Below are 25,881 nucleotides of genomic sequence, written 5' to 3' on the forward strand. Positions count from 1 at the left end.
GGCGTAGCTCATGTTTGAAATTCCTTCTGAGCCGTTGATTGATATCCTGTCAGAACCACAGGATTCGAGCGGCCTCTGTCATTTTGGTTCTGGTCAGTCTTGCTGCACATTTGGCGAGTTACTGCAAGGTGTGTTACCCAACGGGCAAGATTTTCTGGTAACGCTTCCGGTTCAGCGCTACGTGAGCGCAAAATTTTATCTCGGAGAAGAGGAGGCGGGCTTGCAGGTTTGTCCGCCACACAAGACGAAGGCACTGGCTTTGGCACACGCACTGTTGAGCTGCTATCAATTGCCATTGCACGGTGTACTTGAGATTGCGTCGGATATTCCTGAGAGTAAAGGTTTAGCCAGCTCATCAGCAGACCTTGTGGCTGCTGCACGGGCCATTATCGACCATTACCAGGTTTGTATCAGCAATGAAGAACTCGCCCGGATGTTGTGCCAAATCGAGCCAACCGATGCAGTGATGTTTCCTCACTGTGTCGCGTTTCATCAAAATATCGGACATGTTATTGCTGATTTGGGGGCGTTGCCCGAGCTGTTTATTATTGCGCATGATGAGGGGGGCAGCGTTGATACCGTCGCCCATAAAAAAACACTCCCCGGGACTGGTTCCGCGGAGAGAGAGCAATACGCGCATTTATTGGCACGTCTTCAACATGCAGTCAAACAGCGTGACTGTCAGGAGATCGGCCATGTCACCACAATGAGCGCAATTTTAAATCAACGGCTGAGGCCGAATAAATATCTGAGTTTATTTGTTGATATCTGTGAGCAGCATGGCGGGCTTGGCGTTGTTGTCGCACACAGTGGCACATATATCGGTATTCTCCTCGATGCCAATGATGTGCAACTGGCCGAAAAGAGAGCAGCCATTGAGAATGTATTAAGCGCTAATGGATTAGCGCCTGAAACGTTTCATACCTAGGGGCTGTTGACCTTTCGTGGTTGAATTTTGTTCAATCTGAACGGGTATTGATCGCGGCGCGGGGCATGCCGCTTAGCTATCCTAAGCAAATGGTAACCATATTGATGGCGCCGGAGCGTCTCAAATTGCTGCATCACTATTTTACTTTCTTAGCCTTAGCTCCGAAAGATGACGCACAATCATGTTCTCCGAGTTCAGAGACATCAGTACTCAGTGCGCCAGTCACTCTTGCAGAGATGCAAGCGTGACCAGAAGATCTTTTTGTTTTGGCTTAGTCACGCGTTGTCCAGAACCAGCTTTTACGGGCGTCCTGCCCGGAAAAGCCTAACCATTCTCCCGGAATGGTTTTCTTCGGTGGGTGGTTAATTTGAGTGGGGTGACACATTTTTAGAACGAAACTCAATTGATCGATGAGCTCAGGGTGAAAAATCACGGATGATTTTTCAGGATTGCCTGAGCAGGATGCGAATCAATCCGACCCTGATAACAGGCACTGAACTCAACCCCTGGGCCTTTTGGGGTACTTTTTCGGCCTTGAAAAAGTACCTGGGGCGCAGTCGGAGATGTGATTGAACAATTTAGTTGGACACTCGAAGTACGCGTGTGTTCGGTAAACTCAAATCAATTTCTAAGACTAGAGAGACTTTGTTATAAATAATTTACTAACTAAATTTCTAATAATTTGATTTGTTCATCATAAATTCTTAGGTAAATAAGAAATATTTATTAGTAAATTGACGATAAGGAAGTCTATTTTTTTTACTCAACTATAATCATATGGATTTGCAGTTAATCACACATGAAGAACTATATGGGTTATCAATTTATAGATGATTGGTTTTTTGTTCTCAAAATAATGTGGTTAATAACTTGTTAGTCATTATTGCCTTCTTGTAGTGGCTAAATACCATGAAAAGGAATTAAAAATGAACATTTCCGACGCTTTAAAAAAACATGCTCCTCAAATGCAGAAAATGTACAACCACCCCGTTTTTTCTGCTCTGGCAAGTGACTCTAATCAAGCAATCTTACCTGATGTATATAAGGCCAATGTCGCAGCAGTAAATAGCTGTGTATCTAGAGTTTTAGATAGTCAGTTACCAACTCTGCAATTGCCGCCAGATAATTGGTCTGAATTTTGCCAAACCTATACAGAGGCTCAATCAGATGCACTTATATGGGTAAACCAAGTTGTGGCTCGTTTGGATAATGTCCCGGAAGATGTACAAAGCTATAATGGTGATGTTATGGCATTGCTAAAAGATGCGATGGACATGGCAAAGTGCATGATAAATTATCCCGCTCGTCGCACGATGTATGTTTCGATGCTTAATCAAGATTTAACTATGGTTACTAAAAAATTGGACATGGTTCTTGGTTTTGTTCAAGGTACAGTTGATGCTTTAAAAAATTTCCAAAATATATTGCCAGAAATGGCACAGAAACTTCAGAACCTTGCAAATATGGCAAGTAAAGAAGAAGGCGTTGATCAAAAGAAAATTGCTGAATTGAAAGATGATATAGCAAACTTGAATAAGGAAATTGATAGCTTAACAGCAGCTATTGTTGCATTGGGGATTGCAGATGCAGCGGCTATTGCACTTGGAACCCTTGCCACTGTTGTTGCGTTTCCTGTTGGCGCGGTAGCTTGGCTATTCTGTGCTCCTGCAATTGCGGTTGCAACAACTTATATTGTACTTGATGCAGAAAAGATCAAAGCAGATAAAGCGAAAATTGAAGCCAAAGAAGGCGAAATGGACAAACGAACTCAAGATGTGGCTACATTGCATTTATTAGCTCAGACTTTCCAACAGTTGGCTGATTCTTCAAAAGAAGTACAAGATAATTTAGAACAGATTGTACAAAATTGGAATGGGTTAGTTAATGACCTTTCTGGGAGCATTGCTGATGTTCAAAAAGCTGCTTTAGATTGTGAGAATTGCGATGATCAGGCAATTGTTGATGATTTAGAACAAGCCATTACCTGCTGGAATGATGCTTATGGTGATGCAGGAAACTTAACGATTGAACTAAACCATTCTGATGCCAATATTGAGCTTGGCATGAATCAGGAACAGGTTGAAAAAGCATATAAATCAAGTAATGTGGTAGATATGGTAACGTACTTTAATGAATATTCTCATACTGCCAAATCACAGAAAAAATGATCGTTAAAATATACAGGAAGTTTATTCATAGTTAATAAAGCTCCTATCAATAAGCCGTTCCGCAAGAAGTAATGCCACTCGCTTAAGCGCGAGTGGCATTTTTGTTGTCATCCCTAAACCACCGCCTTGGGCGGTAGTGATTGTCCCTTTGGGCTATTGAGAAGTGCCCATGTTAGAAGTAAACCTCTTATTCACCACAAGTAAGAGGAAACAAAAAACATGGGCGACTATAGAAGTTCATCATATGTCTATTGGCGTTGTAAATACCACATAGTTTGGACGCCGAAATCCAGGTTTAAGATCTTAAAAGGAAATGTAGGTAAGGAGCTTTATCGCTCGATCTATATTTTGTGCAATATGAAAGATTGTGAAGTGTTGAAGTTAAATATTCAGCCGGATCACGTTCACTTGGTAGTGATAGTTCCACCCAAAGTATCTATATCGACGTTAATGGGGATATTGAAAGGTCGTTCAGCAATTATATTGTTTAATAAATTTCCGCATATAAGAAAGAAATTATGGGGCAATCATTTTTGGGCGAGAGGGTATTTTGTTGATACGGTTGGTGTAAATGAAGAAATCATCAGACGGTACGTCAGGCACCAAGACAAGAAAGATCAAGAATATGAGGTACAGTTAGAGTTGAAGATGAACTAGCAGCGTAGGTATGCCCCCTTTTAGGGGGATGTAAACCAAATCCGCCTTCTAAGAAGGCGGATTTTTACTTTCCACACTTAAAAAATACAAATAAAATCAACAGCTTAAAAACAAGTATTTTTAACAAGGTAAAAAAGAGATTTTTCGACTAACCTTTTGCTGTGACAGGGTTTCTCGTGATAAGTTTATTGTTCACTGCCGCATAGGCAGCTCCTTACTCAGAGTGGCACTCAGTGCATACCGGTGCCACTCCGTTCGCTTTCAGCCTATCGCTGGCTTACTCATCAAGCATCATTTCTTCTTTCCGCAGATTGATCTCATCAAAGGTAATCAGATTATTGAGGTACAGGAGCACCTCCCGAAGTTCATTTTGATCGACACTGGGATGGGTATTGGTGATAAGACAATCAATCAGATAGCCGCGGGCGGTCAGGTGTAAGTCGGGATTTAGAGATTTAGGCATAATGACCCTCTTGATGTGGAATATTAAAAACTATCACCACTCAGAGGTTCCTAATCAATGGGTGGTGAACTGGACAAGGTTAGGAACTACCGCCACATCAAAAACGGCCAGCATAGCTGCCTATGCCCAGCTCACCATAATCGGAACGAGTAGGCTACACATAAATATCAATCGTCACAAGACTGATAGATGCGTGTCTGATGTATTGCGGGGTTCCTAATCCCGACACCGTTTTTTTCGGTGCCTGTGCAGCGTATGTTGCATCGGGAATGTTGGCGAGTGGTCGTGGTGCGAAACGCGTGTGGTGTAGTGAAATCTCATACTTTTCTAATACTTGGTTTGTCATTTTTTTGCGAGTGATTTCAAAGTATTGGGGATATTGACCTACGGTCTCACTGTTTGTTTTTTCTAGCCTCTGGCACTGAGTTGTGACGCACATTTTGTTCCTCGATTTCAGAGACATCGGTGCTCAGTGCGCCAGTTCATCTTTCAGAGATGAAAGACGAACCAGAAAATCTTTTTTGTTTGGCGGTGTCACACGCGTTCCAGAACCAGCTTTTACGGGCGTCCTGCCCGGAAAAGCTTAACCATTCTTCCTTGAATGGTTTTCTTGGTTGGGTGGCTGATTTGAGTGGGGGGAAACACTGAATCAACGAAACTCAATTGATCGATGAGAATAGCTGAGCAGAAAGAGGTGGAATTAATTGCGCACTGAACTCAAGATAGCTTCATCACCTGCCATATGGAAGGCCTTTAAAACCACTCCTAAATGTTGGTAGATTGTAAATGCCGAAATTTGTATTTATAAATCAACTGACTACAATTAGAGTGTTCCCCGTATGTACGGGGATGAACCGGCACTAAATGGCCTCGCGAGCAAATCTATCTCGTGTTCCCCGTATGTACGGGGATGAACCGGGAGGCTCGCCTCCCCGTTATTTAATTATTAAGTGTTCCCCGTATGTACGGGGATGAACCGTCCGCCAACTCAACCTGAAACATAGGATATTGGTGTTCCCCGTATGTACGGGGATGAACCGCGGTGCATTACGGAAATGCCGGATACCTTGGAGTGTTCCCCGTATGTACGGGGATGAACCGTAGATATCGATAAAAAACTGGAAGAGCTGAGAAGTGTTCCCCGTATGTACGGGGATGAACCGCAATGGATCGCGTTATTGGATTCGCGAATCTAGTGTTCCCCGTATGTACGGGGATGAACCGTTCGTGTTGAGAATGCCGAGTTTATTGAAATCGTGTTCCCCGTATGTACGGGGATGAACCGAAATTAGCGAATTCTTTAATGAGACGTCAGCGGTGTTCCCCGTATGTACGGGGATGAACCGATTTAGGCCGAAATACTCATTAACATTTCTTAGTGTTCCCCGTATGTACGGGGATGAACCGTTGTTGCCATGAACGATTTTAAAGCTAGACAGGTGTTCCCCGTATGTACGGGGATGAACCGCAGTATAAGAAGACTCTTGGTTCTCTTGGTGGGTGTTCCCCGTATGTACGGGGATGAACCGTGATTGAGCATGTTTGAATATATATCCCCTCTCGTGTTCCCCGTATGTACGGGGATGAACCGGGTTATTTCTCGCGCCCCATGGAACTGTGTAGGTGTTCCCCGTATGTACGGGGATGAACCGCTGAGCCAATGCGAGCGGGGAATTCACACCCCGTGTTCCCCGTATGTACGGGGATGAACCGCATCTGAACATGGTGATCTGGAGCTGTTTGCAGTGTTCCCCGTATGTACGGGGATGAACCGGCTTGCGTTAATGGACTGCATATCCGCAATTGGTGTTCCCCGTATGTACGGGGATGAACCGCCTGGCCGAGGGGGACTTCGGGCTGATCGCTGGTGTTCCCCGTATGTACGGGGATGAACCGTCTTAAATTTTTACTATTGAACGCAAAACCAAGTGTTCCCCGTATGTACGGGGATGAACCGGCGGGAACGCCAGGTGCTATGTGCAGTTCAACGTGTTCCCCGTATGTACGGGGATGAACCGGACGCTCTCATTGTAATGTCTGATGCCCTAGCGTGTTCCCCGTATACACGGGGATGAACCGAAACTCCGGAAATATTTGATACTATCGCTATAGTGTTCCCCGTATACACGGGGATGAACCGAATCAAAATCTGGGGTGTTGCCAGTTACATCATACGTTCCCCGTTTATACGGGGATAATTCACGGGTGATTGAGCGCTGATGAAGAGAGTAATTGATTATATTGTTATTAATTGTGTGAATAAGCTTGAACTTCTTCTTGGTCTGTAATTTTTCCCGTATTTAGAACAGGAGGTGTGCTATTTTTGATGACATTCAATTGATGACTGGAATCAACCTCTCATGGAAGAACCTGCCTACTTCTTGTACTGGGGCAAGGCGAATCAAGCACTGACATCTCATGGGGATGGCTACCATCTTTTGCCTTATCATAGTCTTGATGTGGCGGCTGTCGGGCAACAACTATTACATCCTGAAAAACCACTCACCTGTGAGTTGGCCGAATTTCTGGACATTTCACCAAGTCAGCTCAATTGTTGGTTTACTTTTGCGCTGACACTACATGATTTAGGCAAGTTCGCTTCTGCTTTTCAGGCGTTACATCGGCCACCCGACAGTTCATGGTTACCACATTGTCGCCGCACATACGATGGCAGCGAATACCGGCATGACCGATTGGGGTTATTCTTTTGGGAAACACTGAAAGATCCTTTCTATGCAGAGCTTCCTACATTCGCATCATATTCTGAAAATGAACAAGATCGTATTGATCAAACCTTGATGATAATGCTCGATTGTGTCTTCGGTCATCATGGTCAGCCGGTTGAAAGTGCAGCAATGGTAACCATGAGAAAGTTTACCGAATCGCATAATCTCGATGCCGCCGGGCAGTTTGTTCATGATGTTTATCATTTAATCCAGCCGGATATACCGTTAGAAAAGCTCACCGATAAAGCATGGGCCAGCCGTCTGGCGCAGGTGAGTTGGCAATTGGCCGGTATTGCTGTGCTGGCTGACTGGGTTGGTTCAAATCAGGCGTATTTTCACTATCGAAGTCAGCCCGAAGCACTCTGTGATTACTGGCGTAGGGCGCAGAATGTTGCCGTCAGAGCAATCCAAGCGTTCGGTTTAGCACAATCGAGTCGTCCGGCACCATTTCAGTCTGTAGAGGCTCACTTCCATTTTCAACCGACACCACTGCAACAATGGGCTGAAGAGGTACCGCTCGATGATGCTCCGCAGTTATTTGTGTTAGAAGATGTGACCGGTTCGGGGAAAACAGAAGCAGCTTTAACACTGACACACCGTTTGATGGCCGCAAATGTCGCTGACGGTTTTTATTTCGGTCTGCCGACGATGGCAACCTCAAATGCGATGTTTGACCGAATTGCAGACCACTACCAGCAGATGTTTGTTGCTGAGCAAGAGAATATACCCAGTATCGTTCTGGCTCATGCCGCCCGGGAGATGAATGAACGGTTTCAACAAGCGACAATGGAATCCGGGCCGAGGGATATGAATTATGCGCACACGGATCGCAGTGCGACAGCACAATGTAATCAGTGGTTAGCCGATTCGCGTAAAAAAGCATTATTAGCGCCCGTCGGGGTGGGAACTATCGATCAGGCATTATTAGCGGTATTACCACGTCGTCATCAGTCGTTACGTTTATTAGGGTTGCATCGAAAGGTACTGATTTTTGATGAAATACATACGGCAGATGACTACATGTTTGAGCTGCTTGAAGCGTTACTCAGACTCCATTTGCATCAAGGCGGGTCAGCCATTTTACTCACAGCAACACTCTCGCTGAAACAGCGCCAGCGTTTGACTGATATTTGGTTAAATTCTGAGTCAGAGCCGCGTTTACTTCTCACACAAACCCACTTCCCGTTAGCCACCCAACTGAGCTATGGCAGCTCGACACCGATCCGAGAGCAGGCTTTGGCCAGTCGTGCGGATGTCAGCCGGGCGGTTCAGGTTGATTTTATTCATCATGAACAAGCGTGTGTGGAACGAATTGTTGCGGCTGTGGCACAGGGGCAATGTGTCGTCTGGGTGAGAAATTCGGTGGATGACGCATTGGCGGCCTATCGATTGCTCAGTGCTCAACTGGCAAAACCAGAAGACTGTTTGTTATTCCATAGCCGTTTTATTCTCGATGATCGGCGGCGAATAGAGACGCAAGTTTTACAGTGGTTTGGTAAGAAAAGCACCGGGTCAGACCGGCAAGGTAAGGTCTTGATTGCGACTCAAGTCTTTCAGGAAAGTCTGGACGCCGATGCCGATGTGATGATTTCTGATTTATGTCCGATTGATGATCTGATTCAACGTGCCGGGCGGTTACACCGCCATACTCGTGATGTGACCGGATGCCATACACCCAAGGTAAGTGATCAACGCCCGGTACCGGTTTTATATGTTCATGCACCGGTGTGGGAAGAGGAGCCGGCGAAGGATTGGTTGAGTCAAAATTTCCGCAACACGGAATTTGTTTACCGTTCACCGGGGCGTTTATGGCTTGCTCAACGTATTTTACGCCAGCTTGAAGCGATTCGAATGCCGGAACAGGCGCGGCAATTAATTGAAGCGGTCTATGGTGATACCGCAACAGACCGCATTCCCATCAGCCTGCAAAGTCAAGAAGAAGCACTGATGGGTGATGAGTGTGCCAAAGCAAATCAAGCTTGGTCTCAGTTGATTGACTTCCGGTATGGTTACCATACCAATAGCTCAAAATACTGGACAGAAGATCATCAGGAAATCGGTACCCGTTACAGTGATGTTGAAACGGTGAGTGTGCTTTTACTCAAACGAACCGAAGATGATCAGTTGGTTCCTTGGGTTGATGATATGCAATTTGCTGTGGCTTTGAGTACGGTCAAAGTCGGCAAGAAAAAATTTGCTGACCATTTAGCGATGCTTAGTGAAGAGCAGATCCAATCCGTACACCGGGCGTACCCGGCAGCCAAATACTTGCAACTCTGGATGCCAGAGATGGACTCTCGATTTGCTTATGATGAAACAGCAGGTTTTTGTATGGAGCAAAAACAGGAGGTGTGATGAACTTGTTACAACAACCTTGGTTGCCATTCCGCATGCGGGATGGCACCGAGAAAGTATTAGCGCTGACCAGCATTGGTGATCCGGATGTTGTGGACTTTGCCCTCCCGCGCGCTGATTTTCAGGGTGCTGCTTACCAATTTACGATTGGGGTGCTCCAAACGGCTTTTGCCCCCCAAGATGCCGCTGAATGGCGTGAGCGCTTTCGGCAATCACCGTCCGTGGCTCAGTTACAGGCAGTGTTTGAACCGATGGCTCATGCCTTTGATCTGCTTGGTGACGGGCCGTTATTTATGCAAGACCTTGACCCGTTGGATGACCAGAAGCCGACGCCCGTTTCCGCGCTGTTGATTGAAGCGCCGGGGGCGAATGGCATCCGGCATAACACCGACCATTTTATTAAACGCGGGATTGGTGATGTGATGTCATTGGAAATGGCCGCTCTGGCCCTCTTTACCATGCAGATCAATGCCCCTGCCGGTGGTGTCGGGCATCGTGTTGGTCTTCGTGGTGGCGGGCCGCTGACGACGTTAGTTTTACCTGCAAACAGTGACTATTCGTTATGGCAGAAGTTATGGCTGAATGTGATCAATCGGGAGATGTGGCGCTACGATGATCCTGATTTTCATGATGGTCGTCTTTTCCCTTGGCTTGCTCCCACACGGGAAAGCCAGAAAAAGAATAGCGAAATTTATCAGAAAGATGTGCATCCCTTACATATGTTTTGGGCTATGCCGCGTCGCATCCGCTTACTGGTCGATCAGACGGTGTGCCAATGCCAGATTAGTGGCAGAGAAACCACATTATCAGTCAGCCAGTACCGGACTAAAAACTATGGCGGTAATTATAGCGGCAACTGGGAACATCCGCTCACACCTTATAAATGGGATCCGAAAAAACCGGATGAAGAACACCTGTCTATAAAAGGGCAGCCCGGCGGGATCAACTATAAAATCTGGGATGTACTGACGTTCGATAGCCCGAATCTGGGCGTCAGATGTGCTTCGGTTGTGAAGCATTATCAGTCCATCGCATTAAAAGCGAAACTGAACGAGCTGCCCCGTTTGTGGGTGTTCGGTTATGACATGGATAACATGAAAGCCCGGGGCTGGTATTCAGTCGCGCTGCCTTTATTCGAGGTGGAACACTCCATACAAGACGAGATTGTCAGTGAGGTGCAACGCTTACAAAAGCTTGCCAACGACGCGTTATGGCATACCCGGGCGCAAATCAAACAGGCGTGGTTCGAGCGGCCGGGAGACATCAAAGGGGATACCTCTTTTATTGATCTGGCCTTCTGGCAACGGAGCGAAACGAGCTTTTTTATTGCAGTTGAACAGATGGTTGCTCAGGCTCAACACGGTGATCAACTCGCCCCCGAACAAGCACAGCGGTGGTTTGAACAGCTCCAGCGCCTTTGTCTGGCACTGTTCGATGAATATGCCTTGTCGGCTGAACTTGTTAACCAGCGCGATATGGCAAAACGAATTAAGGCACGCCGGGCATTACAAGGCTGGCTCTATAGCAGCAACGATAAAAATCCAGTCCGGAAGTTTATCAATGATTATCGAATGACAACAATACAGGATGCGGTGTAATGGAACAGAGTAAGCCTACATCTTTCTCCATCCGTCATCATAGTGCGGTCAGGTATACCTTACAGCGCTGGTGGCAAAGCATGGTGTTATCGAAAGATGAACTGAAAAAAACAGATATTTATCCGGCCCCGAGTGGTGTGAAAGCTCGTTTGAAACGGTGTGATTCGGTTGATAGTGCCATGATGACGGAAGGGTTCCGGCTGTTATGGATGGCGCTCCCCGAAGCGTTCACCGGGCAAGCCAAGCCACAAGATATTGAATGCTGGGCCACCATTGCCGCGGCATTGGTTTACATTCCGGCTGAATCTGAAACCTCATTTGCCCGAGCTGCGGGAAAAAAAGGGGACAATGATAAATCAGTGGTCAGTGAAATGCGTTTTGCGCAACTGCAAGCGGCTAAAACACCAGACGAGTTTCTGCGTCGGTTACGTCGCATCCTGCAACAGGTCAAAGGTAAAGTCTCGCCATTAGCGCTGGCTCAAGACATTGAACAATGGTTTCAGGAACATGACAGTATGCGTCCTCACAAGGCAGATAAACGTATTGCTGTGCAATGGGCCATGGACTACTACCGGGCTGCCGGACACTAAAAACACATGTGAACCGACATGTCATATCACTTTTTAATGCTTCGTACGACATTTAATGCTGTGCACGATACCGTGCTGCGAACCTATTGATGAATGAAGGATACCTAACAATGAGTCAGTTTATTCAGCTTCACCTACTTACATCTTATGCCCCCTCAAATCTGAACCGTGACGATTTAGGCCGACCTAAAACAGCCGTCATGGGCGGGGCTGAGCGCCTTCGGGTAAGCTCTCAAAGTTTAAAACGCCATTGGCGAACCTCTGAGCTGTTTGAAGCGGCGATGGCCGGACATTTAGGCATTCGGACCAAACGGTTTGGTCTGAGCTTATTTGAGGCACTCACACAGGCGGGCGTCAAAGAAAAATCGGCACAAAAATGGGCGGCAGAAATGGCCGGTCAATACGGCAAATTAAAAAAAGACTCGCTTGAAATTGAACAGTTGGCTCATATCAGCCCGGCAGAACAAGATGCTGCACTTTCGTTAGTTGCGGTACTGGCGGCAGAAGATCGTAGCCCCAGCGCTGAGGAACTTAAGGCGCTCAAGAACAAACAGACGAGCGTGGATATTGCACTGTTTGGCCGGATGTTAGCGTCTTCTCCTGAATTTAACGTCGAAGCCGCCTGTCAGGTTGCCCACGCGATTAGTGTCCATTCGGTGACAGTCGAAGATGATTATTTTACAGCCGTTGACGATCTCAACGATGGCAAAACCGATGCTGGTTCAGCACATATCGGAGAGGCCGGTTTTGCGGCTGCGCTGTTCTATAGCTACATCTGTATTAACAAAACACAACTGATCGACAGTTTACAGGGCGATGAAGCGCTGGCGAATCAGGCAATTCAGGCGCTGACTGAAGCGGTTGTCAAGGTATCGCCCAGCGGGAAGCAGAACAGTTTCGGTTCACGCGCTTATGCGAGTTTTGTGCTGGCAGAGAAAGGTGCTCAGCAACCGCGTTCGCTTTCTGTCGCTTTCCTCAAGCCGATTATGGATATCGATATGGGGGAAGCTGCCGTCAAAGCGCTGGAAAAACAAGCGGAGAATTTCGACGCCATTTACGGTGACTGTGCCGACAGTCGTTATCGGATCAATGCATTTACCGGAGAAGGTTCTCTGACACAATTGCAGCAATTTGTCGCTGAATAAGGAGGGAGAATGAGATCTTATCTCGTATTTCGTCTTTATGGCCCAATGGCGAGCTGGGGGTTACCAGCCGTCGGCGGGGATCGACAAACAGCCGTTGCCCCGTCCCGTTCCGCGATTTTAGGTTTGTTGGGGGCAGCATTAGGAATTCGGCGGGATAATGAAACGCAACTGCAAGCATTACAGCAAAGTGTTGAGATTGCTGTGAAGCAACTTGTTCCCGGCACGCTGATTCGTGATTATCACACCACTCAAGTGCCGTCGGCGGATCGGAAATTTACGCACCGGACACGCAAAAGCGAACTGGCTGAATCACACCTCAATACGGTACTTTCCAGCCGGGATTATCGATGTGACGGGATGTGGACGATTGCGGTGACTTTGACGCCTGAGCCGGGTTATACATTAGCGGAGCTTCATTCCGCCCTGAAAACACCCGTGTTTCCGCTCTATTTAGGCCGTAAATCTTGCCCGCCCGCTGCGCCGTTATCACCACAAATTGTGGCTGACAGTTCTCTTCGATCTGCTTTAGACACTGAATTTCACATGCTTACCCGGAGTCAAAAGGCTGATGACTTTTTGCTACGCCACAATGGGTGGGTGACCTACTTTTGGGAGAACGATCCTCAAGCGATTGAACCCGAAGATTCAGAGTCGGTTGTCACGACTTTCCCTTGGGATGAACCGGAAAACCGGCACCGTTGGCAGTTTCAGTCACGCACGATGTATCAACTCTCTGTCGCGCAATCTAGTGCGAAGAAAGACAGCGGATCATCAGATCCGGCAAATGAGAGGGTATAAAACATGCAATTGTATTTATCAAAAGTCACGCTGAGCCCCTCGGCTAATTTAGCCAAGGTTCTGCTTGAGCTTGACCAAAATGACGCATACGCCTCTCATCAACTGTTGTGGCGTGAACTTTTTCATCGCGATGAGAAACGTCAGTTTATCTATCGCCAAGAGGTCGATGCGCATCAATTACCCCTCTTTTATACGCTTTCGAAAACCCAGCCAGATCCATATAGCCGTTATTGTCGGGTCGAGAGCAAAGTCTTTGCACCACAGCTTCATGCCGGGCAGAAACTGGCTTACCAATTACGGGTTAACCCGACGGTTTGTATCACCAAAGATGGCCGCCAGCAGCGGCATGATGTCGTGATGCATACCAAACATCAGCTTCGGGATGAACAACTACAGCCGCATGTGTTGCAACAACATATGGATGACGCCGTGCATCAGTGGCTCGGTCATGAATCTCGCTTAAGCCGATGGGGAATCAAACTGGATACTCAGCCTGATATCCAGAGTTATACCCAGCATGGCAGCTATAAGAAAAATCGTCGGGAACAGCATAAACATCATGTTCGGTTTTCGAGTGTTGATGTGCAGGGGATTTTGACTGTCACCGATCCTGAGCGCTTTTTAAGTCAATATGCAGAGGGTTTTGGCAGAGCCAAAGCGATGGGATGTGGCCTGATGTTGATCAGGAGGATCTAATGTCATTCATTCCCCTAAAACCGATCCCGATGAAAGAGCGGAATTCGATGATTTTTGTCGCGATGGGGCGAATCGATGTGCGTGACGGGGCGTTTGTCGTCATTGATGAAGTCAATGGCGAACGGATGCATATTCCGGTCGGGTCGTTGGCTTGCATTCTGCTCGAACCCGGTACGCGGATTAGTCATGCTGCGGTGAAGCTGGCCTCAACCACAGGCACATTACTGATTTGGGTCGGTGAAGCGGGTGTTCGTCTTTATTCTGTGGGGCAGCCGGGTGGGGCGCGATCGGATCGTCTGCTTTATCAGGCCAAGTTAGCGCTGGATGAAACGCTCCGTTTAAAAGTCGTGCGCAAGATGTTCGAGCTTCGCTTTAAAGAGCCTGCGCCAGAGCGCCGGAGTGTCGATCAGTTACGGGGGATTGAAGGGGCGCGGGTACGTAAAACCTATGAAATACTTGCCAAACAGTACGGGGTTGACTGGCAAGGGCGGCGGTACGACCCCAAAGACTGGCAAAAAGGGGATATCACCAATCAGTGTATTAGTGCGGCAACGGCCTGTTTGTACGGGGTGACTGAAGCTGCGATTTTAGCGGCCGGGTATGCCCCGGCGATTGGTTTTTTACATACCGGTAAACCGTTATCGTTTGTGTATGATATCGCTGACATTATCAAATTTGATACCGTGGTTCCTGTCGCATTCAGGGTCGCGTCGTATCGCCCGCTTGAACCCGACAGAAAAGTACGTCAGGAATGTCGGGAAGCCTTTCGAAAAAATCAGACCCTTAAAAAATTGATTCCTCTGATTGAAGAGGTATTAGCCGCCGGAGAAATCGAGCCACCGTTGCCGCCGGAAGATGCACAACCTCCTGCGATTCCTGAGCCTGAATCTTACGGTGATGTCGGACACAGGAGCAAATAGTTATGAGTATGTTGGTTGTCGTCACAGAGGCCGTACCACCCCGCCTACGTGGCCGGTTAGCCGTCTGGTTATTAGAGGTACGTGCTGGAGTGTATGTCGGAGAGGTCTCGCGACGAGTTCGTGAGATGATTTGGGAGCAAGTGACGCAACTGGCGGAAACCGGCAATGTGGTCATGGCGTGGGCCACCAATACTGAATCTGGTTTTGATTTTCAGACGTATGGCGAAAACCGCCGGGAGCCGATTGATTTTGAGGGGTTGAGGCTGGTGAAATTTAAGCCAATCGAGAGTGATATGTAAGCTGCTATAAAAAAGATAAGCGCGGCACTGTGACAGGCCACCGAACACCAGATCGTTTGATGATTTTCGGTCAGATCACTAAGCGTCAAAATAAGGAAAAATGTTGGTAGATTGTTAACTTGGATATTTGTTTATATAAATCAAACGCCTACAATTAGAGTGTTCCCCGTATACACGGGGATGAACCGCGGCACCTTCCAAACGCTTGTACGTAAGGTCAGTGTTCCCCGTATACACGGGGATGAACCGGCTCAACTGAGACGATGAAAAAATCAATCGGAGTGTTCCCCGTATACACGGGGATGAACCGCGGCAGGTTGCCATTGATAACAAAGAGATAGTGTGTTCCCCGTATACACGGGGATGAACCGGCGTCAGCGCTGAACTTCATCAGGGCCCTTGAGTGTTCCCCGTATACACGGGGATGAACCGCTCACTGTCTGCTATCACCGGCGCTGCCGGAAGTGTTCCCCGTATACACGGGGATGAACCGATAATATTCCCGCTTGTTAACTCACCATATGTGTGTTCCCCGTATACACGGGGATGAACCGGGGTGCTCACTGAAGGCGCGTGAGGCTGTAAAAGTGTTCCCCGTATACACGGGGATGAACCGCCAGCAATTAAATGATGAATTTGGCCGCCAGCGTGTTCCCCGTATACACGGGGATGAACCGCACCGCTGGAGATTTGAGATCGTCATTAGAAAGTGTTCCCCGTATACACGGGGATGAACCGTGTTGGTACTGCGGATGTGATTTACCAGAAAAGTGTTCCCCGTATACACGGGGATGAACCGTAGCCCCTGACGTGTTATTTGATGGACCATTTGTGTTCCCCGTATACACGGGGATGAACCGTTCGTCATAAGGCTTGGCGTCGGCCATGGTGCGTGTTCCCCGTATACACGGGGATGAACCGGCGGATTGAAACCACTCAATCTTTTCGCCAAAGTGTTCCCCGTATACACGGGGATGAACCGGCTAATTTTAACAACGGCAATTTTGGTGTAAAGTGTTCCCCGTATACACGGGGATGAACCGTAGCCCCTGACGTGTTATTTGATGGACCATTTGTGTTCCCCGTATACACGGGGATGAACCGTTCGTCATAAGGCTTGGCGTCGGCCATGGTGCGTGTTCCCCGTATACACGGGGATGAACCGGCGGATTGAAACCACTCAATCTTTTCGCCAAAGTGTTCCCCGTATACACGGGGATGAACCGGCTAATTTTAACAACGGCAATTTTGGTGTAAAGTGTTCCCCGTATACACGGGGATGAACCGCGACTTTAGCCACTAACTGGGTAATCCGTACAGTGTTCCCCGTATACACGGGGATGAACCGTGGGTTTCTAATTTTGAATCAAACATTAACGGTGTTCCCCGTATACACGGGGATGAACCGGTATCTTTGAGCTGTCCGTTTGAGTTGAACGCGTGTTCCCCGTATACACGGGGATGAACCGGAGTGGCAAGAACAATCATTCCCTGAAATCGTGTGTTCCCCGTATACACGGGGATGAACCGTCTTGTGAAAATTCACGCCAACAACACCGCTAGTGTTCCCCGTATACACGGGGATGAACCGTCTTGTGAAAATTCACGCCAACAACACCGCTAGTGTTCCCCGTATACACGGGGATGAACCGTCTGATTAAGTCTATTCAGTCCGATTACATAGGTGTTCCCCGTATACACGGGGATGAACCGGTAAAAAATGAAAAATGCGAATGCACCAGCAAGTGTTCCCCGTATACACGGGGATGAACCGTGGTATCACCACCCGTACCAGTTGCAACCGTCATGTTCCCCGTATACACGGGGATGAACCGCAGCTCGAGACAACTCAACGCTTGAGGGTCGCGTGTTCCCCGTATACACGGGGATGAACCGACAATTTACGGGGATGCTGAAATATCATGACCGTGTTCCCCGTATACACGGGGATGAACCGCGATCCATCTCGAAATTCGATGTTATCACCAGGTGTTCCCCGTATACACGGGGATGAACCGTCGCACGATTTAGCGGATTCGTTTATTATGGGGTGTTCCCCGTATACACGGGGATGAACCGGCGTCTGGCCTTACGGTTATACTATGCCTATTGTGTTCCCCGTATACACGGGGATGAACCGATGTTGAATTGCTTCTTTTGTCATTGACATAGGTGTTCCCCGTATACACGGGGATGAACCGAAATCTGTGAACTCCGCGATTCAATAATTGGCGTGTTCCCCGTATACACGGGGATGAACCGAGAACCGCCAGAAACATCTAATGAAACATTTTGTGTTCCCCGTATGCACGGGGATGAACCGGTGCGACGGTCAAAACAAACACTGACAGAGACGTGTTCCCCGTATGCACGGGGATGAACCGACGAATGGATGAAGACTCAGCCAAAAAAACAAGTGTTCCCCGTATACACGGGGATGAACCGATAACTCTTGGTCTTACGAATATTGCGGTCGCGTGTTCCCCGTATACACGGGGATGAACCGGCCGCGTATGAAGCAGCAAACCAATCTGATTGGTGTTCCCCGTATGCACGGGGATAAATCGATGTGTGGAGTGGCACGCAGTGCATACCGGTGCCACTCCGCTTGTTTTCAGCCTATCGCTGGTTTACTCATCGATCATGATATCTTCTTTCCTCAGATTGATCTCATCAAAGGTAATCAGATTATTGAGGTACAGGAGCACCTCCCGAAGTTCATTTTGATCGACACTGGGGTGGGTATTGGTGATCAAACAATCAATCAGATAGCCGCGGGCGGTAAGGTGGAGGTCAGGATTTGGTTGTTGGTTTTGTATCATAAGTATTCCCTCTGAGGATTCATGTTTTCCACCACTCAAAGGTTCCTAATCTTCGGGTGGTGAGTTGGAACAGGGTTAGGAACTACCGCCTCAAAGGGTAACGGCCAGCTAACGCTGCCCTGCCCAACACACCATAATTAAGACGTGCAAGGCTACACATAAAGCCTATCTGATACAAGATGGCATTGATGTCCCTTTGAGAGTCATACAGGTTCCTAATCCCGACACCGTTTTTTTCGGTGCCTGTGCAGCGTATGTTGCATCGGGAATGTTGGCGAGTGTTCGCGGTGCGAAACGCGTGCGGTGTAGTGAAATCTCATACTTTTCTAATACTTGGTTTGTCATTTTTTTGCGAGTGATTTCAAAGTATTGGGAGTATTGACCTACGGTCTTACGATTTGTTTTTCCTAGCCTCTGGCACTGAGTTGTGACGCACAATCGGTTCTCCGATTTCAGAAACATCGGTGCTCTGTGCGCCAGTTCATCTTTCAGAGATGAAAGATGAACCAGAAAATCTTTTTGTTTGGCTTGGGTGAGCGCTTTCCAGAACCAGCTTTTACAGGCGTCCTGCCCGGAAAAGCTTAACCATTCTTCCGTGAATGGTTTTCTTGGTTGGGTGACTGATTTGAGTGGGGTGAAACATTGAATCAACGAAGTTCAATTGATCGATGCTCTCAGGGGAGAAATTCATAACGAATCTTTATTTCTGTCTGTAAATAAATGGTTTTATTGAATTTATCTTAAATTTTTTGTTAAAAAACCAATTTTAGACACGCAATTGTTTTGAATAATCATAGAATTACATGAACAACAATGAAGTGCCTGCTTTTGCAGGAAAGGGGCTGATACAAAAAAGAGCCACAACATCATGCGGCTCTGAATAGGTTCCATTTTAAACAATAGTTTTACTTATGATTGGGCTTGATTTAGTAATGACTGACTAATTCAATGATTTTAGGGTCAACACCTGCGATTTTATGAATCAATTCACGAACGGAACAACCGTCATCTTTTTCATCAGGGTTAGCACCATATTCAAGCAATATTTTCACAACCTCATAAGGAATTGGCATTCGATCAAAAGCCATTCTCAACGCACTAATACCATCAGCATCTTGGTGCTCGATCATCTTATCCGCACCGTTTTCCAACAAGAGCCGAATCCCCTCAACATTGCGTTGACGAACCGCATAAATTAGAGGCGTATAGCCATAGCTATCAATTGCGTTGACATCCAGCCCTTGATCAATCAGATATTGGATAGATACCGGTGGAGTTTTTCTAGTTACCGATTTGAATGCGTAATGTAAATATGTCCATTTATCATTAGCCGTGATACGATGAATGTCCTTGCCGTTTGCAATTGATCTTTTCACAGTTTCAATGTCACCACGAACTATAGCTGAGTAAGGTTGATTATCTACATTATTCATTGTGATCTCCTGTCACTTAAAAAGTCTTTCATGTCTTCCAAAATATCCTCTAATTCATCACTGCCCGGTTTCTCATTGACATGACTAAGATTGGTCTTGGCGTCCTCAATTAGAAAATAGTCAGGGTGTGAATTCACAAAATCATTCAATTCTTCCTGAGTCATACCTATCTGGTCAGCCGCTCTGAGTATCCGTCGGTTTTCCAAACCCTCTCTATGCCCATAGTGCCAGTCGGTTAAGGCTTTACCTTTTTTATCCGTGAAATTACCATTTTCATCTCTCAAAGCCTCTGCTTCAATCTGCCTTTTGGTCTTAGCCCGAAGGGATGTTCGGTTTAGCTCCGGTTTGGGGTATTTACTCGCACCAAACTGACCATTCGGTTGACGCACTTGATGACTATACACCACATACAGTGGTGGGAGTCCGGTATCTGCCGGAAAGGTCAGAATATAGTCTTGTAAATCTGCATCAGCGATTGGCGTGATGTAGGTGTTATCAAATTCTTGGCCTTGCTCAGCCTCCGGATACACCCAGATATTGTAAGTTTTCAGGTCAGGAATGGGATTGACAAGGATTGGTTTACCACCAAAATCGCCACTCATCGGTATCCATTCAATAGTGACATCCGGCTCTAACGCAACGACAAATTTATCACCGACCCGAGTCACTTCACGTTTGGGAATATTCACCCCATTGACATGATAACCGTAAATCCGATTATCAGCATTGAACCCTAAGCGGATATTGGTTTCAACCGTGGTTTTATCCATCAGGTCATTTTCATTGTTCAGCGTGCCGTCACCAAGCTGGCTGGGCATAAATGCAGCCAGAATGCCAGCGCGACCGACAATTTTCATCGTCAGGTTTGGTAGCTCTGCCAGTGCTGCACCACCAATACGCGTTAAAAAAGCGTCTTCAGTCGCTGCCGTCCCAACCCCCTGACCAATCGCCAGCGTATAGGCAGCATACTCACCCAGAGATGAGGGTTGCTCTCTTTGTGTACCGATATTACACGTTCCTCTCGGTACAAGGGCAGATTTGGCAAAACGTGAGGGTTTGACTGGTGGCCTGTTAAACGTGTCTTGCCATGATGGCGGGGGCAGTTGAATGTTCTCTGATTCCTGTAATCGTTCCTGACGCTGTTTTGCCAGCCGCTGCGCTAAAGTGAGTTTCACTTGATTGTGTTCAACATAAGGTTCGGTATACACCGAGGCGTTAACACTGCCAGCGTAAGATGAACCAATGCCATGATTGACCAGCTCAGCCCGTGCGGTATAGGCCTTGTATGCCAGCCCGTCGAGCTGAGGCTCAACCTCGGGATTGACTCGCCAGTATCGATTGCCCCATTCATCCCGATCCCGAATCAATAAGGGGATGGATGGTGTATCAGTGAGTAAGACTTGATGGCCGCTGCGAAGCTGCTCAAGAAAATCAGAACAGCGCATTCCGGCAGGCGTCACGGATTTGATATCCGATTCGCGCAGGGATGAAAAATCCCCTTCAACCTGAGCAAATTCATAACTCATCAGGTTGTAGATTTGGATGGTTTGATAGTTCATTTGACGTTGTTTATGTATGAATTCAGTTCATATCGATATAGGAAGAGCATTGTACAACAGCACAATAACAGATGATCTATTATCAATAAAATCAAACGGTTAATATGGTTTGCATTCCATAAACAGGGGGATTTACTGCCTTATTGATGAATAGTAATCGCGTTGATGTTATTTCTCAGTGTAAACAGCCTCCGGCACCCAAATTTGACGCACAATCCGCTTTTCCGATTTCAGAAACATCAGTACTCTGTGCGCCAGTCACTCTTGCCAAGATGCAAGAGTGACCAGAAGATCTTTTTTGTTTGGCTGAATCGCACGTTGTCCAGAACCAGCTTTTACGGGCGTCCTGCCCGGAAAAGCCTAACCATTCTCCCGGAATGGTTTTCTTGGTTGGGTGGCTGATTTGAGTGGGGTGAAATCTTTTTAAAAAGCCAACTTGATCGATGTTCTCAGGGTGAAAAATCAGGACGATTTTTCAGGATTGCCTGAGCAGGATGCGAATCAATCCGACCCTGATTCAGTGCGCTGAACTTAAACTTTAGGCCTTTTGGGGTACTTTTTCGGCCTTAAAAAGTACCTGGGGCGCAGTCGAAGATGCTAATGAAACCGAGGAAAGTGATTGCGTCCCAAACTGCTACATTACAAGTTTTATATTCCCAGCTTCCGGCACCCAAATTTGACGCCATCAGACCCTTTATTTTTCACCCTTTAAAAATACAATTAAAATCAACAAGTTAAAAACAAGCATTTTTAACAAGGTAAAAAAGGGATTTTTCGACTAACCTTTTGCTGTGACAGGGTTTTGCATCATAAGTATTCTCTTTGAAAGTGAATGGTTCGCCACCAGACAAGATGGCATTGATGTCCCTTTGAGAGTCATACAGGTTCCTAATCCCGACACCGTTTTTTCGGTGCCTGTGCAGCGTATGTTGCATCGGGAATGTTGGCGAGTGGTCGCGGTGCGAAACGCGTGTGGTGTAGTGAAATCTCATACTTTTCTAATACTTGGTTTGTCATTTTTTTGCGAGTGATTTCAAAATCTTGGGGGGAGATGTGAATGATGTCGGCTGATCATAAAGCAGAATCATACCTATTTCTCGGTCTGATTGATTCGTCATGATTCAGATGTTGTATCTGCTCGCAAAACGACTTACTCATGTCGACATTTGTTACGATTGTGATAGTTTTAAATAATCAGTTCCGCATCGTATAACGACATATGGTTTACATCGAAAGCATCATCAGAAAGATGAAACAAGGTCAGACTGGCCCCTACCTTTGTGTCGGTGACGATAACAATCAGTATATTGTGAAAGGGCCGAATACCACCTATCAAGGACTAATCCATGAGTGGGTATGCGGTAAACTTGGAAAGAGAATAGGGCTGCCAATTCCAGATTTTGAAATTGCTTATGTTGATGGTTCTCTGCTTGAATTCGGACATTATGAACTGAGAGAGGGGGAGTGGTTTGGTTCGAAGTATCAAGAAAATATTCAAGATGTTCCCTATCAGAAATTAGGTGATTTGGACGTTGCTGGGTTAAAGCTATTGTTTTTATTCGATTATTGGATAAAAAATGGTGATCGAAACCTGACCGCAAGTGGGGGGAATCCAAATCTGTTTATTTGTTCGGATATGACGTCTTTTATCGTTCTTGACCATAACCTTGCGTTTGATTCTGAATATAATGATACTTTTCATCGGATCAAAAAGCTCCATGTAGGTTCAAGTGCTTGGTTTTCTGGGCCGCGGGATTTGCTGGCTCAAAACGCTTACGAACAACAACTTGAAGAATGTTTTGATGGGTTAGATTCTATACTTGCATCTATCCCTGAAGAATGGCTCGATAACTGTGGGCATAATAGTATTGTCGAAGAGATTCGAGTAACATTGGCGCGCTTCAGGACACCGGAATTTTGGGAGGCTATAAAATGAAAAATCTAGTTCGTTATTCAGTGATACGTTTTATGCCTTTTACTGAGACGCAAGAGTTCGCAAATGTCGGGATTGTTATTCATGCGCCTCAGGCCGGGCGTGTTCTTTTTAAGTTGGCAAACAAGAGATTCGGGCGTGTTTCTCAATTTTTTGATGATCTTGATGGGCAACTCTATTCGAATGCGATTGAAATGTTTAACTTTGAACTTCAGCGTATTCAAGATTTTGCTCAAGGAATGCGTGCCAAAGAGTTAGCCGGATTTATGGATGAAGTGACTCGCCAAAGAGAAGGCTTCTTAATCTTCAGTGAAACAGCAGCACTTTTAACGAGTGATTCACTTGAAATTGTGTTAGATAAGCTGTTTGGACAATATGTGGGCAGGAGCTTTAATACGAAAGAACACCGTGAGACGCTTTTAATTAAAAATCTGAAGAAACACCTAGATACTGTCACGAGGTACAAATTTACTAAAAGTAAGCTTGATGCGGAATATGTTTCTTTTGAATTACCTTTGGTCGCTTCAGATCATTTAATCACAAAAGCGATTAAGCCGTTGAGCTTTTACCAAGATAAATCTTTAACACTGATAGACCACGGTGAGTTTTGGATTTCAAGAGTAAAACACTTACTCAATGCTAAAACGCTTGATGCAGATAACTTTCTTTTTGCAATTGATCGTCCGGCATCATTCGAAGATGAAAACCTTGAGGCAGCATTTCAATCCTTGTCAGATGAAATGCACTCATTAGGGGTGAATGTGTACAATGTTGATGATCTGAAAAATATCGAGACCTTCGCAAGGTTCGCTTCTGAAGATGCAGATAATTTTCAGTTAACACATTAATTAAACCGCTTAGCGCATCAAATACGGGCATGGTGTCAATCTGGCTGCTTGTTGACACCTCCCTTCCCACCGATTAATCAACACCTCACCAATGCTCCACCACACATACAGAGTGATTGGTCACCGCACCGTGATCGACATTAATCCAGTCCGGGGCGGTGATGGCGTAACTGTTTTGTGGCCGGGTATAGACGGTGATTTCTTCTGCGCTGATTTGGTCGTTTTCATAGATGAGCAAACGACGTTTTTGCAGGCGCAGCGTCCGGGCATCGAGCCATAATTGCAGGCTGACCGAGGTATTACTTTGATCAGATGTATTGTTTTGAGCAGATGTATTACTTTGAGCAGATTTACGGCTTTGATCCGGTGTCTGAGTCATGTGCAGAAACAGGTAAGGAATTTGTTGAATGGTGGCCCGGCCCACATATTCGAGTTGCAGATTCGAGAGTTCAGTCGCGATGTGCTCCGGCATGAAGTGTTGGTTAAACGTAACCCGCTCTTTGATTTGTGCCTGATCCTCAATATCAAACCATAACCCGGTGTTGATAAACAGGTGCTGACCGAGGTTAATCCATTCGTCTAAAGCATATTTGTCCCCGTCCCGGATCGCCTGACTGACATGCGCCTGATCCGGCTTGATACAGTCAATACGCCAGCTCTGAAGAATCTCCTTGCTGCTTGCACTCTGATAAGACAGCGCGGAAAAACGTTGCTCCCGATTTGCCGCCTGAATGATATGCTCAATCAAACCTTCCGGCGGTTCGATTGCTGTCCATCCTGAATCCGGCAACTGGAGATTATGTTGCAGAATCAGTGCGATTTCTCCGGTCATTTCATGGGGTGTTGTCCCGGAGAAAATGCTTTTGGCCGTCGGTGGCGTCGCAAGCTGAACATTGGCTACATCTTGTTTGATATTTTTTTGATTGATGTATGCCAGCCGAATGGCCCTAACCATAATGACGCCAAAGAACACAGCCATCAAAGCAATAATCAAAATTGCTGACTGGCTCATCTGAATTACCTATCCCAACTGTGCAGTTGATAGAACAATTATATACCTGAATGATTGTATATGCGTATGGGTGATAGTTTTGTTGTGGTATTGGTGAGTATGGTCGGTACAGTCTGTCCGGCTAATCATGTGCCGCTAATTCCGTTGAAACCACCTTGATACGCCTTGGCTCTATCGGTATTCGCTTGGATTATCGAAAAATTAAAGTAGTTAAGGGGGGCTCAAGCATCAACAGGATTTATACGTTTGATTTCATAATTACCGTTCACTCACCAAATTCCCATTATTCAGTGATCTTCTTCAATATTTTTAGTGAGTTTAGGTCTCTTTCACCGATCTGCTTCACAGTCTGTATTTTACTGGGATTCAAACTTTTCAGATTGAGATATGATTTTATCGAAACGTTTCGATGAGTGTTTTTTATACATTTGATTCGAAACTCAACGGCAAAAGTTGATCATGAGACTGATCAGTGTTTTGCACGATTGTTGAGGCATTGTGATGAAAAAAAATCAGTTATTGAATTCAGAGCTCTCTTATTTGGTTGCAACACTGGGACATACGGATGAAGTGACCGTTTGTGATGCCGGGTTACCCGTTCCGGAAACGACATCACGGATTGATCTCGCTTTAACTCACGGTGTGCCGGGATTTATTGAAACGGCGCGCACATTGTTGGCAGAAATGCAGATCGAAGGGGTGGTGCTTGCCACTGAATTTCGTGAAATCAGCCCGGATTTGCATGCAGAATTGTTGGGTTTACTGGAGATTGAAGAACAAAAAACCGGTAAAACCATCCGTCGCACCTATATTAGTCATGAAGCATTTAAAACCCGAACCGGGGAGAGCCGGGCGGTCGTGCGGACAGGTGAATGTACACCGTATGCCAATGTTATTTTTCAGGCCGGTGTCGTTTTTTAGTCCGGGAATC

General features: G+C 46.4%; 22 protein-coding genes and 2 CRISPR repeat arrays. Of the genes, 15 read left to right on the forward strand and 7 right to left on the reverse strand.

Translation table 11 applies throughout. The annotated features are described in order from the left end of the window. Positions 1–10 precede the first annotated feature (10 nt). The 4 genes from VR7878_RS02320 to tnpA all read left to right on the forward strand — a co-directional run bounded on the left by VR7878_RS02320 (position 11) and on the right by tnpA (position 3,753). Complete coding sequence (locus VR7878_RS02320; RefSeq protein ID WP_077333052.1) at positions 11–928, forward strand: GHMP family kinase ATP-binding protein; 918 nt, start codon at positions 11–13, stop codon at positions 926–928. Positions 929–993: 65 nt separating this feature from the next. Continuing rightward, positions 994–1,176, forward strand: coding sequence for a hypothetical protein (locus VR7878_RS20765; protein ID WP_139343981.1), 183 nt, complete (start codon positions 994–996; stop codon positions 1,174–1,176). 678 nt (positions 1,177–1,854) lie between these two features. Continuing rightward, a complete protein-coding gene (locus VR7878_RS02325) occupies positions 1,855–3,096 on the forward strand; it encodes a hypothetical protein (RefSeq protein WP_077333054.1) in 1,242 nt (413 codons plus the stop codon). A 219-nt stretch (positions 3,097–3,315) separates the two neighbouring features. Further along, the gene (gene tnpA / locus VR7878_RS02330; protein WP_077333056.1) at positions 3,316–3,753 is read left to right on the forward strand and encodes an IS200/IS605 family transposase; all 438 of its coding nucleotides are present in this window, start codon (positions 3,316–3,318) and stop codon (positions 3,751–3,753) included. A 277-nt stretch (positions 3,754–4,030) separates the two neighbouring features. On the opposite strand, the gene VR7878_RS02335 is transcribed toward tnpA, so the two are convergent. Both VR7878_RS02335 and VR7878_RS20770 read right to left on the reverse strand, forming a co-directional pair. Then, the gene (locus VR7878_RS02335; protein ID WP_077333058.1) at positions 4,031–4,216 is read right to left on the reverse strand and encodes a hypothetical protein; all 186 of its coding nucleotides are present in this window, start codon (positions 4,214–4,216) and stop codon (positions 4,031–4,033) included. Between the two features lie 154 nt (positions 4,217–4,370). Beyond that, positions 4,371–4,562, reverse strand: coding sequence for a hypothetical protein (locus VR7878_RS20770; protein WP_139343982.1), 192 nt, complete (start codon positions 4,560–4,562; stop codon positions 4,371–4,373). A 482-nt stretch (positions 4,563–5,044) separates the two neighbouring features. Next, positions 5,045–6,356: a CRISPR direct-repeat array (repeat unit 29 nt; unit sequence GTGTTCCCCGTATGTACGGGGATGAACCG). A gap of 220 nt (positions 6,357–6,576) precedes the next feature. Between VR7878_RS20770 and VR7878_RS02345 the strand changes: the two genes are divergently transcribed. The 8 genes from VR7878_RS02345 to cas2e all read left to right on the forward strand — a co-directional run bounded on the left by VR7878_RS02345 (position 6,577) and on the right by cas2e (position 15,343). Then, complete coding sequence (locus VR7878_RS02345; RefSeq protein ID WP_077333062.1) at positions 6,577–9,297, forward strand: CRISPR-associated helicase/endonuclease Cas3; 2,721 nt, start codon at positions 6,577–6,579, stop codon at positions 9,295–9,297. Next, on the forward strand, positions 9,297–10,895 hold the full coding sequence (casA, locus tag VR7878_RS02350) for a type I-E CRISPR-associated protein Cse1/CasA (RefSeq protein WP_077333063.1): 1,599 nt from the start codon (positions 9,297–9,299) through the stop codon (positions 10,893–10,895). The genes VR7878_RS02345 and casA overlap by 1 nt, the downstream gene beginning before the upstream one ends. Next, positions 10,895–11,485: a type I-E CRISPR-associated protein Cse2/CasB gene (gene casB, locus VR7878_RS02355; protein ID WP_077333064.1), complete on the forward strand. Its 591-nt coding sequence runs from the start codon at positions 10,895–10,897 to the stop codon at positions 11,483–11,485. Before casA ends, casB begins: the two co-directional genes overlap by 1 nt. Before the next feature lie 110 nt (positions 11,486–11,595). Next, the gene (gene cas7e, locus VR7878_RS02360; RefSeq protein ID WP_077333065.1) at positions 11,596–12,630 is read left to right on the forward strand and encodes a type I-E CRISPR-associated protein Cas7/Cse4/CasC; all 1,035 of its coding nucleotides are present in this window, start codon (positions 11,596–11,598) and stop codon (positions 12,628–12,630) included. 9 nt (positions 12,631–12,639) lie between these two features. Beyond that, a complete protein-coding gene (cas5e, locus tag VR7878_RS02365; RefSeq protein ID WP_077333066.1) occupies positions 12,640–13,428 on the forward strand; it encodes a type I-E CRISPR-associated protein Cas5/CasD in 789 nt (262 codons plus the stop codon). 3 nt (positions 13,429–13,431) lie between these two features. Next, the gene (gene cas6e, locus VR7878_RS02370) at positions 13,432–14,124 is read left to right on the forward strand and encodes a type I-E CRISPR-associated protein Cas6/Cse3/CasE (protein ID WP_235862833.1); all 693 of its coding nucleotides are present in this window, start codon (positions 13,432–13,434) and stop codon (positions 14,122–14,124) included. Then, positions 14,124–15,044 (forward strand): type I-E CRISPR-associated endonuclease Cas1e, encoded by a 921-nt coding sequence (gene cas1e / locus VR7878_RS02375; RefSeq protein WP_059121797.1) that lies wholly within the window; start codon positions 14,124–14,126, stop codon positions 15,042–15,044. The genes cas6e and cas1e overlap by 1 nt, the downstream gene beginning before the upstream one ends. Positions 15,045–15,046: 2 nt before the next feature. Beyond that, entirely contained in the window at positions 15,047–15,343 is a 297-nt protein-coding gene (gene cas2e, locus VR7878_RS02380; RefSeq protein WP_059121796.1) for a type I-E CRISPR-associated endoribonuclease Cas2e, read from the forward strand. A 159-nt stretch (positions 15,344–15,502) separates the two neighbouring features. Continuing rightward, positions 15,503–17,910: direct repeats of the CRISPR family, unit length 29 nt; unit sequence GTGTTCCCCGTATACACGGGGATGAACCG. A gap of 63 nt (positions 17,911–17,973) precedes the next feature. Here the strand turns inward: cas2e and VR7878_RS02385 are convergent. The 4 genes from VR7878_RS02385 to VR7878_RS02400 all read right to left on the reverse strand — a co-directional run bounded on the left by VR7878_RS02385 (position 17,974) and on the right by VR7878_RS02400 (position 21,157). Continuing rightward, positions 17,974–18,165 (reverse strand): hypothetical protein, encoded by a 192-nt coding sequence (locus VR7878_RS02385; protein WP_077333068.1) that lies wholly within the window; start codon positions 18,163–18,165, stop codon positions 17,974–17,976. Positions 18,166–18,330: 165 nt separating this feature from the next. After that, entirely contained in the window at positions 18,331–18,816 is a 486-nt protein-coding gene (locus VR7878_RS02390) for a hypothetical protein (protein ID WP_077333070.1), read from the reverse strand. A 275-nt stretch (positions 18,817–19,091) separates the two neighbouring features. Beyond that, positions 19,092–19,598 carry an ankyrin repeat domain-containing protein gene (locus tag VR7878_RS02395; RefSeq protein WP_077333072.1) on the reverse strand — a complete coding sequence of 169 codons (507 nt, stop codon included), beginning with the start codon at positions 19,596–19,598 and terminating at the stop codon, positions 19,092–19,094. Beyond that, positions 19,595–21,157 (reverse strand): S-type pyocin domain-containing protein, encoded by a 1,563-nt coding sequence (locus VR7878_RS02400; protein WP_077333074.1) that lies wholly within the window; start codon positions 21,155–21,157, stop codon positions 19,595–19,597. The genes VR7878_RS02395 and VR7878_RS02400 overlap by 4 nt, the downstream gene beginning before the upstream one ends. 1,219 nt (positions 21,158–22,376) lie before the next feature. Between VR7878_RS02400 and VR7878_RS02405 the strand changes: the two genes are divergently transcribed. Both VR7878_RS02405 and VR7878_RS02410 read left to right on the forward strand, forming a co-directional pair. Further along, on the forward strand, positions 22,377–23,093 hold the full coding sequence (locus VR7878_RS02405; RefSeq protein ID WP_077333076.1) for a HipA family kinase: 717 nt from the start codon (positions 22,377–22,379) through the stop codon (positions 23,091–23,093). After that, positions 23,090–23,938 carry a DUF3037 domain-containing protein gene (locus VR7878_RS02410; RefSeq protein ID WP_077333078.1) on the forward strand — a complete coding sequence of 283 codons (849 nt, stop codon included), beginning with the start codon at positions 23,090–23,092 and terminating at the stop codon, positions 23,936–23,938. Before VR7878_RS02405 ends, VR7878_RS02410 begins: the two co-directional genes overlap by 4 nt. 85 nt (positions 23,939–24,023) lie before the next feature. On the opposite strand, the gene VR7878_RS02415 is transcribed toward VR7878_RS02410, so the two are convergent. Further along, positions 24,024–24,950, reverse strand: coding sequence for a hypothetical protein (locus VR7878_RS02415; protein ID WP_077333080.1), 927 nt, complete (start codon positions 24,948–24,950; stop codon positions 24,024–24,026). A 501-nt stretch (positions 24,951–25,451) separates the two neighbouring features. On the opposite strand from VR7878_RS02415, the gene rbsD reads away from it, so the two are divergent. Next, positions 25,452–25,871: a D-ribose pyranase gene (rbsD, locus tag VR7878_RS02420; RefSeq protein ID WP_077333082.1), complete on the forward strand. Its 420-nt coding sequence runs from the start codon at positions 25,452–25,454 to the stop codon at positions 25,869–25,871. Positions 25,872–25,881 lie beyond the last annotated feature (10 nt).

It is taken from the genome of Vibrio ruber DSM 16370 (genome assembly GCF_900163965.1).
GTDB classification, from domain to species: domain Bacteria; phylum Pseudomonadota; class Gammaproteobacteria; order Enterobacterales; family Vibrionaceae; genus Vibrio; species Vibrio ruber.

Excerpts from the sequence above, each read along its gene's own strand:
- casB (WP_077333064.1), top strand. The coding sequence starts at position 10,895 with ATGGAACAGAGTAAGCCTACATCTTTCTCCATCCGTCATCATAGTGCG.
- cas5e (WP_077333066.1), top strand. The coding sequence starts at position 12,640 with ATGAGATCTTATCTCGTATTTCGTCTTTATGGCCCAATGGCGAGCTGG.
- VR7878_RS02400 (WP_077333074.1), bottom strand. The coding sequence starts at position 21,157 with ATGAACTATCAAACCATCCAAATCTACAACCTGATGAGTTATGAATTT.
- cas2e (WP_059121796.1), top strand. The coding sequence starts at position 15,047 with ATGAGTATGTTGGTTGTCGTCACAGAGGCCGTACCACCCCGCCTACGT.
- cas1e (WP_059121797.1), top strand. The coding sequence starts at position 14,124 with ATGTCATTCATTCCCCTAAAACCGATCCCGATGAAAGAGCGGAATTCG.
- VR7878_RS02320 (WP_077333052.1), top strand. The coding sequence starts at position 11 with ATGTTTGAAATTCCTTCTGAGCCGTTGATTGATATCCTGTCAGAACCA.
- tnpA (WP_077333056.1), top strand. The coding sequence starts at position 3,316 with ATGGGCGACTATAGAAGTTCATCATATGTCTATTGGCGTTGTAAATAC.
- cas7e (WP_077333065.1), top strand. The coding sequence starts at position 11,596 with ATGAGTCAGTTTATTCAGCTTCACCTACTTACATCTTATGCCCCCTCA.
- rbsD (WP_077333082.1), top strand. The coding sequence starts at position 25,452 with ATGAAAAAAAATCAGTTATTGAATTCAGAGCTCTCTTATTTGGTTGCA.
- VR7878_RS02385 (WP_077333068.1), bottom strand. The coding sequence starts at position 18,165 with ATGATACAAAACCAACAACCAAATCCTGACCTCCACCTTACCGCCCGC.
- VR7878_RS02345 (WP_077333062.1), top strand. The coding sequence starts at position 6,577 with ATGGAAGAACCTGCCTACTTCTTGTACTGGGGCAAGGCGAATCAAGCA.
- VR7878_RS02395 (WP_077333072.1), bottom strand. The coding sequence starts at position 19,598 with ATGAATAATGTAGATAATCAACCTTACTCAGCTATAGTTCGTGGTGAC.
- VR7878_RS20765 (WP_139343981.1), top strand. The coding sequence starts at position 994 with ATGCCGCTTAGCTATCCTAAGCAAATGGTAACCATATTGATGGCGCCG.
- VR7878_RS02325 (WP_077333054.1), top strand. The coding sequence starts at position 1,855 with ATGAACATTTCCGACGCTTTAAAAAAACATGCTCCTCAAATGCAGAAA.
- VR7878_RS02415 (WP_077333080.1), bottom strand. The coding sequence starts at position 24,950 with ATGAGCCAGTCAGCAATTTTGATTATTGCTTTGATGGCTGTGTTCTTT.
- cas6e (WP_235862833.1), top strand. The coding sequence starts at position 13,432 with ATGCAATTGTATTTATCAAAAGTCACGCTGAGCCCCTCGGCTAATTTA.
- VR7878_RS02405 (WP_077333076.1), top strand. The coding sequence starts at position 22,377 with ATGGTTTACATCGAAAGCATCATCAGAAAGATGAAACAAGGTCAGACT.
- VR7878_RS02410 (WP_077333078.1), top strand. The coding sequence starts at position 23,090 with ATGAAAAATCTAGTTCGTTATTCAGTGATACGTTTTATGCCTTTTACT.
- casA (WP_077333063.1), top strand. The coding sequence starts at position 9,297 with ATGAACTTGTTACAACAACCTTGGTTGCCATTCCGCATGCGGGATGGC.
- VR7878_RS20770 (WP_139343982.1), bottom strand. The coding sequence starts at position 4,562 with ATGACAAACCAAGTATTAGAAAAGTATGAGATTTCACTACACCACACG.
- VR7878_RS02335 (WP_077333058.1), bottom strand. The coding sequence starts at position 4,216 with ATGCCTAAATCTCTAAATCCCGACTTACACCTGACCGCCCGCGGCTAT.